Origin of the sequence: Microbacterium gallinarum (genome assembly GCF_014837165.1) — a bacterium.
Lineage (GTDB): Bacteria > Actinomycetota > Actinomycetes > Actinomycetales > Microbacteriaceae > Microbacterium > Microbacterium gallinarum.
In genome coordinates, this window is record NZ_JACSPM010000006.1 from 100,926 (window position 1) to 113,758 (window position 12,833).

The following is a 12,833-nucleotide window of genomic DNA, read 5'->3' on the forward strand; positions in this document are numbered from 1 at the left end:
CGGGACTACGTGCCCCGAGGAGGCCGCGGTGTGAGGAGCACGGTCATGGGCACCATGTACTACGGGGATTCCGCAATCCCGATCCGTCTCGACGACGTGACGCTCGCCCACCTGAAGGTCGTGATCGCGACGAAGCTGCGACGGCGGGAGAGCTTCACCCTCTCGTGGGTCCATGTCGAGGGTGAGCCCGGGGGCCGCAGCACGGTCTGGCTGCACCCCGCCATCCCCCTGCGCTTCGACTTCGACGAGCCGGAGCAGCCGCAGCTCGACAGAACGCTCATCCACCATCTGGCCGCTCAGGCAGGGGCATCGGGCGGGATCGTCCTTCCCGCACCGCACCAGGCGTGACTCAGCCGCGGCGCACGGTGTCGCTGGGACTGCGTCCGTAGCGCTCGCGATAGAACGCGGCGAATCGCGACGGGTGGGCGAAGCCCCACGTGCGGGCGACCTCCGCCACCGTCTCGGGACCACCTGCGCGCAGCTGCTCGTGCGCACCGGCGAGGCGGAGGCCCCGCAGGTACTCCGTCGGCGTCGTGTCGAGCGCCCGGCGGAAGGCGGCCTGCAGTCCACGCGTCGACATGCCGGCCGAGGCCGCCACGTCGTCGATCGTGATCGGGTCGGCCACGCGGGACTCCATGAACGATATCGCGCGGCGCACCGACCGCGGTGCCGGTCCGGGCTGAGCGGACCGCTCGAGCGCCTCGGCGAACGTCGTGGAGAAGGCGCTCAGCGTCGCATGGAGCGCATGTCGGCTCAGCTCGGCCTCCAGCAGCGCCTCGGACTCATCCGACCGTGACGCGGCGACGAGCGCCGAAAGCACGTATGACTGGGTCCTCTCCCAGTGGGCGCCGAGGGCGGCGCTGCGCGGTGCGGGGTCGAGGACGTCGAGCACGAGGCCGTCGTCACCCGACATGAGCCGGGCGGTGTGCTGTGCGCTCTCCAAGTCGAAGATGAGCGCGCGCACGGTGGCGGTTCCGTCCCACGCGGCCTCGGCTGCCGCACCCGACGACGCCCACGGCAGACGCGTGTCGAACTGGCGCCGAGGCACTCCCACCCAGCCGTCGTCGGTCGCGACGCGGCAGGCCATGAGCTGGCCGTGCGGCTCGATCGACGAGCGCACGCTGCCGGAGAGCTGATACGCGACCGCCGACAGTCCCTCGACGGCCGCGGACTGCCACGCGAGCTCCGCGCTGACGTCGGGACCCGGCTCGCGCAGCCGAGCCGACGGCACGAACTCCCGCCAGGTCTGCTCGACCGCGTCGAAGCCGGTGGCGCGCAGGCTCAGCACTTCGACCACGAATCCACCTCCCCCTGCGCCCGACATCATCGTCGCGCCCCACTGACGAAGTAGATAGTAAGCGAGGCCGCGGTGATCCGGGCTCTCAGCGTCAAGACCCCGGACCGCACCGACCCCGCGTGCGAGGATGTGCGCATGTCCCCGACGCCGACGGCCCTCCTCAGTCCGGCGGACCAGGAGCGCCGGCGCGGCCTGAGGCTGATGAAGGGCGTCGCCCTCGGAGCGCTTCTGTTCATGGCCGTGCTCTTCGCGTTCGCGTTCGCGTTCCAGCAGCAGATCCCCGCTCTCGCCTACCTCCGCGCGTTCGCCGAAGGCGGCATGGTCGGGGCGCTGGCGGACTGGTTCGCGGTGACGGCGCTGTTCCGGCATCCGCTCGGCATCCCCATCCCGCACACGGCGATCATCCCGAACCGCAAGGACGAGATCGGCCAGAACCTGGGCGAGTTCGTCGAGACGGAGTTCCTGCGCGGCGACGTCGTGCGCACGAAGCTCGAGGCGACGGCGATCGCGGCGAGACTCGGCGAGTGGCTGGCCGAGCCCGCACATGCCGAGCGCGTGTCGGCCGAGGCATCCGCTCTGGCCTCCGGCGTTCTGCAGGCGCTCAGCGACGACGACGTCCAGAGCGTGATCGAAGACCTCGCCCGCGAGCACCTCATCGCGCCGGAGTGGGGACCCCCGCTCGGCGCCTGGCTCGGGCGCATCGTCGAGTCGGGCGCGCATCACGGGGCCGTCGACCTCGCGTTCGACACCGTCGCGGCGTGGCTCGACGCCAACAAGCCGGCTTTCACGGGACTCGTCTCGCGTCGACTGCCGTCCTGGCTGCCGAGCGTCGCCCACCGGCTCGTCGACGACACCGTGTACAGCGAGGCCGTCAAGCTCGTCGCCGCCATCCGGCTCGACGCGCAGCATCCCGCCCGCCGCGCGATCGACGGCTACCTCGACCGGCTCGCCGACAACCTCCAGCACGACCCCGGCACGATCGGCCGGCTCGAGGACGCCAAGTCCGGCGTGTTCGACAGCCCGCGCGTGCGCGAGCTCGCGGCCGAGGCATGGAACACCGCGAAGGCCGGGCTCCTCGCATCGCTCGCCGACCCGCAGAGCGGGCTGCGGATCCGGGCGGCTGCGGCGCTCGCCGAGATCGGGGAGAGGTTGACGACGGATGCCGCGCTCCAGCGCCGCGTGGACGTGTGGGTCACCGATGCCGCCGTCTTCCTCGTGGAGCGCTACCGCCATGACATCGCGTCGATCATCACCGACACGGTCGAGCGCTGGGACCCTGCCGAGACGACGGAGAAGATCGAGCTCATGGTGGGCCGGGATCTGCAGTACATCCGCCTCAACGGCACGATCGTCGGCGCCCTCGCCGGCCTCGTGATCTTCACGATCGCCCACGCGCTGCTCGGCTGAGGCGGCGGGAGAGCGCGGCGTCGGGCGCCGCGGCGCGTCGGCGTCGGGCGCGGCGGGCGCTAGCCTGGTCCCGTGGCCAGCGCTCCGTCGACCGAGCTCCTCTTCAGCTACGGGACCCTCCAGCATCCCCAGGTGCAGCTCGACACGTTCGGCCGCCTGCTCGACGCCGAGGACGACGTCCTTCCCGGGTACACGGTGGACTACGCCGAGATCGAGGACCACCGCGTCGTCGACCTCTCGAAGCAGACGGTGCACCCGATCGTGCGCGAGACGGGCAGCCCGCTCGACAAGGTCGTCGGCAAGACGCTGCGCGTCACGGCCGACGAGCTCGACGCGGCCGACGAGTACGAGGTCGCGCTGTATCGGCGGGTGTCCGTCGTGCTCGCGAGCGGACGACGCGCCTGGGCGTACGTCTCGGTGTGAGCCGCGCTTCGGAGTAGCGTCGACCCTGTGACGCTTTCGCACGATCCGCTGTGGCCGCGCGCCGGCGGCTGGCCTTCTCCCGACGAGGCTGAAGGGTGGGATGCCGCGATCCTCGGCGTGCCCGCCTGGCGCACGTCGCTCTCGCCGACGGGCGCCCACGCGACGCCCGCGGCGGTGCGCGAGGCGCTCCGCCGCTACAGCCCGACGCTGATCGGACCGCCACCCGTCGATCTGTCCGAGGCGCTGCGCATCGCCGACGCCGGCGACATCGCGTCGCCCGACGGACCGGAGGGCGAGGCATCCGTGCGCACCGCGGTCAGCGGGCTGATCGCCGACGCCGGGCTCGTGATCGCACTCGGCGGCGACAACTCCGCGACGTACGCGGTCGCGCAGGGCGCGGGGGCCGCGGGACTGATCACGATCGACGCGCACTACGACCTGCGCGACGGCGTCTCGAACGGCTCACCGGTTCGCCGGCTCGTCGAGGACGGCCTCGATCCCCGGCGCATCGTGCAGCTCGGCATCGCCGACTTCGCCAACTCGGCGGCCTACGCGCAGCGCGCGACCGACCTGGGGATCACGGTCGTCACGCTCGACGAGGTGCGCCGCCGTGGCGCCGCCGACGTCATGGCCGAAGCACTCGAGATCGCCGGCCGGGGCGGCGGCGCCGTCCACCTCGACATCGACGTCGACGTGTGCGACCGATCCGTCGCGCCCGGCTGCCCGGCCTCGGTTCCCGGTGGTCTCGCGGCGTGGGAGCTGCGCGCGCTCGTGCGGGGCGCAGCATCCGATCCCCGTCTTCGCAGCGCTGACATCGTGGAGGTCGACGCGACGGCGGACGCTCCCGACGGACGCACCGTGCGCCTCGCCGCGCTCTGCGTGCTCGAACTCCTCGCAGGAAAGGCGGTCGCGGCATGATCCGGCTCGCACTCGTGCGCCACGCGAAGTCCGACTGGGGCGATGCGTCGCTCGACGATCACGACCGGCCGCTCAACGAGCGCGGCCTGCGTGACGCGCCGCGCATGGCCGAGCGGTTCGCGGCGGGCGGCTGGCGTCCGGCGGTCATCCTGTCGAGCACCGCGCTGCGAGCGCGTACGACCGCGCAGTTCTTCAGCGAGCGCACGAAGGTCGCCGTCGAGCAGCAGGAGGAGCTCTACGGGGCGCCGGCGTCGCGGATCCTTCGCGCGGCCGTCGAGTCGCGCGCGTCGTGGGTCATGGTCGTCGCGCACGACCCGGGCATGACCACCCTCGCCGAGCGGCTGTCCGACGGCGGGATCGCCGCCATGCCGACGTGCGCGGTCGCGACGTTCACGTGGGCGACCGACGACTGGGACGTCGCGACGTCGCTGGATCCCGACGAGTGGACGATCGACACGCCGCGCTGAGCGCTGTCTCTCAGGCCACCTCGACGCCGTCCTTGAACACGCGGTCGATGAGCGGAACCCCGGGTCGGTAGGCCAGGTGCACACGCGTCGGAGCGTCGAGCAGCACGAGGTCGGCGCGACGGCCGGGCTCGATCACGCCGACGTCGTCCCGGCGCAGGGCGCGCGCCCCGCCCGCGGTCGCCGCCCACACCGCCTCCGCCGGCGTCATGCCCATCTCGCGCACGGCGAGCGCGATCATGAGTGGCATCGACGAGGTGAAGCTCGAGCCCGGATTGCAGTCGCTCGCGAGGGCGACCGTGACCCCCGCGTCGATCAGCCGGCGCGCGTCGGGATAGGGCTCCCGCGTCGAGAACTCGACCCCCGGCAGGAGCGTCGCGACGGTGTCCGACCCGGCGAGAGCTGCGACGTCGGCGTCGTCGAGGTAGGTGCAGTGGTCGACGGATGCCGCGCCCGCGGCGACCGCGAGCCGCACGCCGTCGCCCGGTCCGAGCTGGTTGCCGTGCACGCGCGGCAGCAGGCCGTGCGCGACGCCGGCGGCGAGGATGCGCCGGCTCTCGTCGGCGGTGAAGGCGCCGCGCTCGCAGAACACGTCGATCCAGCGGCTGTGCGGAGCGCACGCGCGGAGCATCTCCCCCACGACGAGGTCGACGTACTCGTCGCGGCGGTCGGCGTAGTCGGCGGGCACGACGTGCGCGCCCAGGAATGTGACCTCGGGCGTGACCTCGGCGGCGAGCCGGGCGAGGCGGGCCTCGTCGTGCACCGAGAGCCCGTAGCCCGTCTTGACCTCGAACGTCGTCGTGCCCTGGTCGTGCAGCTCGGCGACGAACCCGGCGAGCCGGGTGCGCAGCTGCTCGTCGCTCGCGGCGCGCGTCGCGGCCACCGTGCGCCGTATGCCGCCGGCGGCATAGGGCGTCCCGGTCATGCGCGCCTCGAACTCGTCGGCCCGGTCGCCGCCGAACACGAGGTGGGTGTGACTGTCGACGAACCCCGGGATGACGGCCCGCCCGCCCGCGTCGACGACCTGGACGTGCCCGCCACCGCCGGCGCTGCTGGGCGAGACGTCGAATCCGTCACGAGACGTCGTCTGCGGCGCGCTGTCTCGTCGCAGAAGATGGGTCTCGGCTTCGGCGGCCGAGCCGACCCACGCGATGCGCGAGCCCTCCACCAGCACCGCCGCATCGCGCCGCAGCCCCGTGGGGTCGCCGTCGCCTTCGACGTTGGTGGTGAGCTCGCCGATGTTCGTGATGAGCGTTGCGGTCACAGCATCCCTCTCTCCCTGCTGTTCAGTGTCCACAGGTGCAGGGCCGACAATGGCAGCGACCCGGCGTCTGTGGACACTGAACCGGACGACCTCAGGCGTCGAGCATCGGCACCTGGAGGCCCCGCTCGCGCGCGACCTCCTTGGCGCGGTCGTAGCCGGCGTCGACGTGTCGCATGACGCCGGTTCCCGGGTCGTTGGTGAGCACGCGCTCCAGCTTCTCGGCAGCCAGAGCGGTGCCGTCGGCGACGGTGACCTGACCGGCGTGGATGCTGCGCCCGATGCCGACGCCGCCGCCGTGGTGGATCGACACCCACGCGGCGCCGCTCGCGGTGTTCAGCAGGGCGTTGAGCAGCGGCCAGTCGGCGATCGCGTCGGAGCCGTCGGCCATCGCCTCGGTCTCGCGGTACGGGCTCGCGACCGACCCCGAGTCGAGGTGGTCGCGGCCGATGACGATCGGGCCGGACAGCTCCCCCGAGGCGACCATCTCGTTGAACTTGAGGCCTGCGAGGTGGCGCTCCTGGTAGCCCAGCCAGCAGATGCGGGCGGGCAGTCCCTCGAAGTGCACGGCGTCACCGGCCTTGTCGAGCCAGCGCACGAGCCCCGCGTTGTCGGGGAACAGCGCCTTCACGGCCTCGTCGGTCTTACGGATGTCTTCGGGGTCGCCCGAGAGCGCGACCCAGCGGAACGGCCCGCGCCCCTCGGCGAACTGCGGGCGGATGTACGCCGGCACGAATCCGGGAAACTCGAACGCGCGGTCGAACCCGCCCAGCTGCGCCTCGGCGCGGATCGAGTTGCCGTAGTCGAAGACCTCGGCGCCGGCATCCTGGAATCCCACCATCGCCGCCACGTGCTTCGCCATGCTTCCGCGGGCACGCGCGGTGAACCCTTCGGGATCGCGGGATGCCTCGGCCTTCCAGTCTTCGAAGGCGATGCCCACCGGCAAGTAGGCGAGAGGGTCGTGGGCGCTCGTCTGGTCGGTGACGATGTCGACGGTGAGCTCGCCTGCGCGGTGGCGCGCCAGCACGTCGCCGAAGACCTCGGCCGCGTTGCCGACGACGCCGACGCTGAGCGCCTTGCCCGCGGCCTTGGCGGCGACGACGCGCGCGAGGGCGGCGTCGAGGTCGGTCGTGTACTCGTCGAGGTAGCCGTGCTCGACGCGTCGGGCGAGGCGCGACTCGTCGACGTCGACGATGAGCACCGCTCCCCCGTTGAGGGTGACGGCGAGCGGCTGCGCACCGCCCATGCCGCCGGCGCCGCCGGTGAGGGTGAGCGTGCCGCTGAGGTCGTCCCGGCCGAGCGACCCGGCGACGGCGGCGAACGTCTCGTACGTGCCCTGCAGGATGCCCTGCGTGCCGATGTAGATCCACGAGCCGGCCGTCATCTGGCCGTACATCGTGAGGCCGAGCTGCTCGAGCTTGCGGAACTCGGGCCACGTCGCCCAGTCGCCGACGAGGTTCGAGTTGGCGATGAGCACGCGGGGCGCCCACTCGTGGGTGCGGAAGACGCCGACCGGCTTGCCGGACTGCACGAGCAGCGTTTCGTCGGGCTCGAGCTCGTCGAGGGTTCGCACGATCGCGTCGAACGCCTCCCAGCTGCGCGCCGCCTTGCCGGTGCCGCCGTAGACGACGAGGTCTTCGGGATGCTCGGCCACCTCGGGGTCGAGGTTGTTCATGAGCATGCGCTTGGCGGCTTCGGCGCCCCAGCTTTTCGCGGTGCGCTCACTGCCGCGCGCGGCGCGCACGGTGCGGGCGGTGTCGGTCGTCGTCATGATCGCTCTCTTTCGGTGGTCTGCAGTTGCTCGGAACAGGTGATCTGGCGAGGACAGGAGGTTCTGCGTCGGATCGTCCTGTGTGGCTGAGATCACCTGTTCTGGGGAGGTGGAAGGGGTGTGGTGGACGGGGCGGAACGGGCGGGGCTGGATGCGGTGGCCCGGAGGGCGGCCGCGGCGACGGCGCCCGAGGCGACGAGCTCGGTCACGGTCTCCATGTCGGGCGAAAGGAAGCGGTCGGCGCCGGGGCCGTCGACGCCGGCCTCGCGGACGAGGTCGCGCACGGCACCGGTCGCGGCGCCGGGCTGGAGCGGGGCGCGCAGGTCGAGTGCGCGGGCGCCGGTGAGCACCTCGATCGCGAGCACGCGGCCGAGTCCGTCGATGCCGCGGCGCAGTTTGCGTGCGGCCGCCCAGCCCATCGAGACGTGGTCCTCCTGCATCGCGCTCGAGGGGATCGAGTCGACGGATGCCGGCACCGCGAGGCGCTTCAGCTCCGAGACGATGCCCGCCGCGGCGTACTGCGCGATCATGAGGCCCGAGTCGACGCCGACCTCGTGCGCGAGGAACGGCGGCAGGCCGTTGCTGCGCGCCTTGTCGAGCGCGCGGTCGGTGCGGCGCTCCGAGATCGATGCGACGTCGGCGACGGCGATCGCGAGGAAGTCGAGCACGTACGCGACGGGTGCGCCATGGAAGTTGCCGTTGGACTCGACGCGGCCGTCGTCGGTGATGACGGGGTTGTCGACGGCGGCGGCCAGCTCGCGTGCGGCGATCAGCCGGGCATGCTCGACGGTGTCGCGGGCGGCGCCGTGCACCTGCGGCGAGCAGCGCAGCGAGTACGCGTCCTGCACGCGCGTGCAGACGGCGGGATCCCTGTGCGACGCGACGATCGGCGATCCGGCGAGCACCGCGCGCAGGTTTGCGGCCGAGACCGCCTGGCCCGCCTGCGGACGCAGCGCCTGCAGGTCGGCGGCGAACACCGCGTCGGTGCCCAGCTGCGACTCCACCGACATCGCGGCGGCGACGTCGGCCGTGTCGAGCAGCACCGACAAATCGTGCAGCGCGAGCAGCAGCATCCCGAGCATGCCGTCGGTGCCGTTGATGAGCGCCAGTCCCTCCTTCTCGCGCAGGACGAGAGGGGTGAGGGATGCCGCGCCCAGCGCGTCCGCCGCGTCGACCTCGACGCCGCCGGCGTCGCGCACGCGCCCCTCGCCCATCGCGGCGAGCGCGACATGCGAGAGCGGGGCGAGGTCGCCGGAGCAGCCGAGCGAGCCGTACTCGCGCACGATCGGCGTGATGCCGGCATTGAGCATTCCCGCGTACATCTCGACGACCATCGGGCGCACGCCGGTGTGGCCAGTGGCGAGCGTCTGCAGACGCAGCAGCTGGAGCGCGCGCACGACCTCGCGCTCGACCTCGGGCCCGGTGCCGGCGGCGTGCGAGCGGATGAGGCTCGCCTGCAGCTGCATGCGGCGCTCGGGAGCGATGAACGTCGTCGCGAGAGCGCCGAATCCGGTCGAGATGCCGTAGTGCGGGTCGGGGTCGTCGGCCAGGCCCTCGACGAGGGCGCGCGTGGCGGCGACGCGCGCGAGCGCCTCGGGGGCGATCACGACGAGCGCGTCATGGCGGGCGACGGCGACGACGTCCTCGGGGCGCAGGGGTGCCGCGCCCACGGTGACGACGCCCGCACGGCGGTCGGTGACGGTGGTCATGCCGGTGGTCATGCGTCGATTCCACACCGACGGGGTGGCGCGCGACAGGCCGTGGTGGGATCCTGTGTCTGGCATGCCAGACAACTCCATCCCGCCCCAGGTGCCCGCCGCCGACCAGACGCTGCGCATCCTGTCGTTCCTCGCGCGCCAGCGCGGACCCGTGGCAGCGAGCACGATCGCGACGACCCTCGGCATCCCGAGGTCGAGCACCTACCACCTGCTCGCCGCCCTCGAGGCGCACGGCTTCGTCATCCACCTGCCGACCGAGCGCCGGTGGGGGCTCGGCACGGCAGCCTTCGAGCTCGCCGGCGGCTACTCGCGCCAGCAGCCCCTCGCCCGGCTCGGCCGCCCGCTGATCGCGGCGCTGGCCGACCGCGCGGGCGAGAGCGCGCACCTCGCCGTCATGACCGGTCGCGACGTGCTCTACATCGTCGAGGAGCGCGCACCACGTCGCCCGGCTCTCGTCACCGACGTCGGTGTGCGTCTGCCGGCCCACCTCACCGCGACCGGCCGCGCGATGCTCGCGGCACTCCCCCGCGAGCAGGTGCGAGCGCTGTACCCGGATGCCTCGGCCTTCGCGGATCGCACGGGGCGCGGTCCGTCGCGCCCGAGCGAGCTGCGCGACGTGCTGCGCGAGGTGCGCACGCGCGGCTGGGCGATCGAGGACGGCGAGGTCACGCTGGGCCTCCGCTCGGTCGGCGTCGCCGTGCGCGACCACGCCGGGTGGCCCGCGGCCGCGATCGCGCTGACGTGGCCGGTCGACGACGCGCGCGACGAGGCCGCGCTCGGGGGGCTCATCTCCGAGGCCGCCGCCGAACTCGAGCGCCGGATCGGGCGGGCGTAGCGAGCGGGTCCGGGCGCCCGTCGCGCCGGCGGGTCAGTCGACCTTCGCGATCGTGCCGCCGGTGAGGCGCACCAGCTCGTCGAACGTCAGCGGGAAGACGGTGTGGGGCGTGCCGCCCGCGGCCCAGATCTCGTCGAAGGCGGCGAGGTCTTCGTCGATGATCGTGCGGAGGGGGGACGGATGCCCGGTGGGCGCCACTCCCCCGATGGCCTGACCGGTCGCGTCCCGCACCTGCTCGGGCGTCGCGCGCTGGATGCGCTCGCGCCCGAGGCGCTCGGCGAGGGCGCCCGTGTCGACCCGGTGGGCGCCGCTGGTCATGACGAGGAGCGGCTCACCGTCGGACCAGAACACGAGGCTGTTCGCGATCGCGCCGACCTCGATGCCGAGGGCCGCCGCGGCGAGCGGAGCGGTGTGCGCGGCATCCGGAAGCACGACGATGTCACCGGAGATGCCGACGGCGCGAAGCGAGTCGTGGACGAGGCGGCTGCGCGCGGGCAGCTCATGAGGCGCAGTCATCTGCCCAGCCTAGGAGGTGAGCCGGCCGGTCGCCGCGCACCGAGTGGGCTCACCAGGCTGCGCAGTGTGCGGCGGGAAGAGGGCGCAGTTGCCCGCTGTGGGCGCAATCTGCGTCATTGTGCGCGGGGTGGTTGAACACTTCGCGAGGTGATGGTGCAATAGAGGCGGATGCCGCAACGCCGTGGCGTCCGCAGCGCACTGCCCACAAGGCCCGCCGAAGGAAGAACGCGATGACGCACACCCTGCCCCTGCCCGACTTCACGCACGAACGCGTGGAGGTGATCACCGGACGACGCAGCGGTCTGTTCATCACCGTCGCGCTTCACTCCTCCGTGCTCGGCTCCGCCCTCGGCGGCGCGCGCCTGTGGACGTACCCGCACTGGAGCGACGCGCTCGGCGACGCCCTGCGCCTGTCGGCGGCCATGACGCTCAAGAACGCGGCTGCCGGGCTCGACGCCGGCGGCGGCAAGTCGGTCATCGCGCTCCCCGAGGGGACGGTGCTCGATGAAGAGCGCCGCCGCGCGGCCTTCCTCGACCTCGGCGACGCCGTCGAGTCCCTGCACGGCCTGTACCGCACCGCGGAGGACGTCGGCTCGACGACCGAGGACATGCTCGTCGTGAGCGAGCGCACCGAGCACGTGGTCGGACTCCCCGACGCCGTCGGCGGTTCGGGAGAGCCCGCCGGCCCGACGAGCCTCGGCGTGTACGAGTCGCTGCGCGCGACGCTCGAGCGCGTGACCGGTTCGAGCGCCATCGCAGGCCGCCGCATCACCATCTCCGGCCTCGGCCAGGTCGGCAGCCGCCTCGCCGTGCGGCTCGCCGCCGAGGGCGCCACGCTCACCGTGACCGACGTGAACCCGGCGAAGCGCGATCTCGCACGCGAGTTGGGCGCCGACTGGACCATGCCGGGCGAGGAGCACCTCGTGCCGTCCGACGTGTTCGTGCCCGCCGGCATCGGCGGACTCCTCACCGACGATGTCATCGACGCCCTCGACTCGAGGGCCGTGTGCGGTCCCGCGAACAACCCGCTCGCGGCCCGTTCCGGCGCCGACCGCCTCGCCTCGCGTGGCATCCTGTACGCGCCCGACTTCGTGGTGAACGCGGGTGGCGTCATCTACCTCGACCTCGAGGCGAAGAAGATCGGCACGCGCACCGAGGTCATGGAGCGCGTCGCCCAGATCGGCGACACCGTTCGCCGCATCTTCGACGAGGCCGAGTCGCGCGGCGTGACGCCGCTCGAGGCCGCCGAGGGCCTCGCGGCCGAGCGTCTCGCTGCCGGCGAGCGCGGGCACGCACTCGCGGTCTGACGCCACCGCCCACAGCGGAGTTCGGGGGTTGGGCCCCGGGGAGGTCTTCGGACCTCTCCGGGGCTCTTCTCTTCGGCCGAGAGCCCGGGGGCGTTCGTGCGCGCGTCGGGCGGAGTGGGTGGCGTGGATTCGGGCGCGCAGGGCTAGGTTTGCGCCATGGCAGGCGTGTGGCTCGCCGCGATCAGCGGCCTCATCGGCGGCGGAACTCTGCTCGTGGGCGCCGCGGTCGCGTGGTTCGTCGACATACCGCAGCGGGCCGTGGCCGGCATCATGGCTCTCGGCGCGGGCGTGCTGATCTCGACACTGGCATTCGAGCTGGTCGAGGAGGCGGCGGACGTCGGCGGCCTGATCCCGACGTCGATCGGGTTCCTCGCCGGCGCGGTCATCTACATCGTCGCGGACTGGCTGGTGTCTCGGCCGAAGGTGTCGCCGTCGTCGTTGCCGGCGAACATCGTGGCGCGTCGCGCCACGCTCGCGGGTGGCACCGGTGCGGCGATCGCGATCGGTGCGCTGATCGACGGCATCCCGGAGTCGATCGTGATGGGACTGTCGGTACTGCAGGGCGGCATCAGCATCCCGATCGTCGCGGCGATCGCGATCAGCAACTTCCCCGAGGGTCTCGGCTCGACGGCCGCGCTGAAGAGCAGCGGCTCGAGCGGACGGAAGATCGCGCTGCTGTGGGGCAGCATCGCCGCCGTGACGGTCGTGGCGGCGGTGCTCGGTTACGTCGCCTTCCAGGCGGCACCGGCACAGCTGGTCGCACTCATCACGACGGTCGCGGCCGGCGGACTGCTGGCGATGGTGTGCAACACGATGATCCCCGAGGCGTTCGAAGAGCAGCGCACCCTGACCGGCCTGTACGCGACCGTCGGCTTCCTCGCCGCATTCCTCCTGCACGAGCTCGCGGGCTGACCCT

13 protein-coding genes are annotated in these 12,833 nt (G+C 72.6%); 8 read left to right on the forward strand and 5 right to left on the reverse strand.

All coding sequences use genetic code 11. From position 1 onward, the window contains the following. Nucleotides 1–45: 45 nt before the first annotated feature. A complete protein-coding gene (locus H9622_RS14655) occupies nt 46–348 on the forward strand; it encodes a DUF7882 family protein (RefSeq protein ID WP_191767162.1) in 303 nt (100 codons plus the stop codon). A gap of 1 nt (nt 349) precedes the next feature. Here the strand turns inward: H9622_RS14655 and H9622_RS14660 are convergent, their stop codons facing one another. Further along, the gene (locus tag H9622_RS14660) at nt 350–1,297 is read right to left on the reverse strand and encodes a helix-turn-helix transcriptional regulator (RefSeq protein ID WP_318247138.1); all 948 of its coding nucleotides are present in this window, start codon (nt 1,295–1,297) and stop codon (nt 350–352) included. 135 nt (nt 1,298–1,432) lie between these two features. On the opposite strand from H9622_RS14660, the gene H9622_RS14665 reads away from it, so the two are divergent. From H9622_RS14665 to H9622_RS14680, 4 genes are all read left to right on the forward strand, one after another. Beyond that, nucleotides 1,433–2,704, forward strand: coding sequence for a DUF445 domain-containing protein (locus H9622_RS14665; protein ID WP_191767164.1), 1,272 nt, complete (start codon nt 1,433–1,435; stop codon nt 2,702–2,704). 72 nt (nt 2,705–2,776) lie between these two features. Next, nucleotides 2,777–3,127: a gamma-glutamylcyclotransferase family protein gene (locus H9622_RS14670; protein ID WP_191767165.1), complete on the forward strand. Its 351-nt coding sequence runs from the start codon at nt 2,777–2,779 to the stop codon at nt 3,125–3,127. 27 nt (nt 3,128–3,154) lie between these two features. After that, nucleotides 3,155–4,045, forward strand: a complete 891-nt coding sequence (locus tag H9622_RS14675; protein WP_191767166.1) for an arginase family protein — start codon at nt 3,155–3,157, stop codon at nt 4,043–4,045. Further along, nucleotides 4,042–4,512: a SixA phosphatase family protein gene (locus tag H9622_RS14680; RefSeq protein ID WP_191767167.1), complete on the forward strand. Its 471-nt coding sequence runs from the start codon at nt 4,042–4,044 to the stop codon at nt 4,510–4,512. Before H9622_RS14675 ends, H9622_RS14680 begins: the two co-directional genes overlap by 4 nt. Nucleotides 4,513–4,522: 10 nt before the next feature. Here the strand turns inward: H9622_RS14680 and hutI are convergent, their stop codons facing one another. From hutI to hutH, 3 genes are all read right to left on the reverse strand, one after another. After that, entirely contained in the window at nt 4,523–5,773 is a 1,251-nt protein-coding gene (hutI, locus tag H9622_RS14685) for an imidazolonepropionase (RefSeq protein ID WP_191767168.1), read from the reverse strand. A 91-nt stretch (nt 5,774–5,864) separates the two neighbouring features. Continuing rightward, the gene (gene hutU, locus H9622_RS14690; protein ID WP_191767169.1) at nt 5,865–7,541 is read right to left on the reverse strand and encodes a urocanate hydratase; all 1,677 of its coding nucleotides are present in this window, start codon (nt 7,539–7,541) and stop codon (nt 5,865–5,867) included. 92 nt (nt 7,542–7,633) lie between these two features. Further along, the gene (gene hutH / locus H9622_RS14695; protein WP_404802875.1) at nt 7,634–9,262 is read right to left on the reverse strand and encodes a histidine ammonia-lyase; all 1,629 of its coding nucleotides are present in this window, start codon (nt 9,260–9,262) and stop codon (nt 7,634–7,636) included. 61 nt (nt 9,263–9,323) lie between these two features. On the opposite strand from hutH, the gene H9622_RS14700 reads away from it, so the two are divergent. Continuing rightward, complete coding sequence (locus H9622_RS14700; protein ID WP_225222153.1) at nt 9,324–10,094, forward strand: IclR family transcriptional regulator; 771 nt, start codon at nt 9,324–9,326, stop codon at nt 10,092–10,094. A gap of 33 nt (nt 10,095–10,127) precedes the next feature. Here H9622_RS14700 and H9622_RS14705 read toward each other — a convergent pair whose 3' ends face one another. Further along, complete coding sequence (locus H9622_RS14705) at nt 10,128–10,610, reverse strand: YbaK/EbsC family protein (RefSeq protein WP_191767170.1); 483 nt, start codon at nt 10,608–10,610, stop codon at nt 10,128–10,130. A gap of 230 nt (nt 10,611–10,840) precedes the next feature. On the opposite strand from H9622_RS14705, the gene H9622_RS14710 reads away from it, so the two are divergent. Both H9622_RS14710 and H9622_RS14715 read left to right on the forward strand, forming a co-directional pair. Further along, complete coding sequence (locus H9622_RS14710) at nt 10,841–11,917, forward strand: Glu/Leu/Phe/Val dehydrogenase family protein (protein ID WP_191767171.1); 1,077 nt, start codon at nt 10,841–10,843, stop codon at nt 11,915–11,917. Nucleotides 11,918–12,073: 156 nt separating this feature from the next. Next, nucleotides 12,074–12,829, forward strand: a complete 756-nt coding sequence (locus H9622_RS14715) for a ZIP family metal transporter (protein ID WP_191767172.1) — start codon at nt 12,074–12,076, stop codon at nt 12,827–12,829. Nucleotides 12,830–12,833 lie beyond the last annotated feature (4 nt).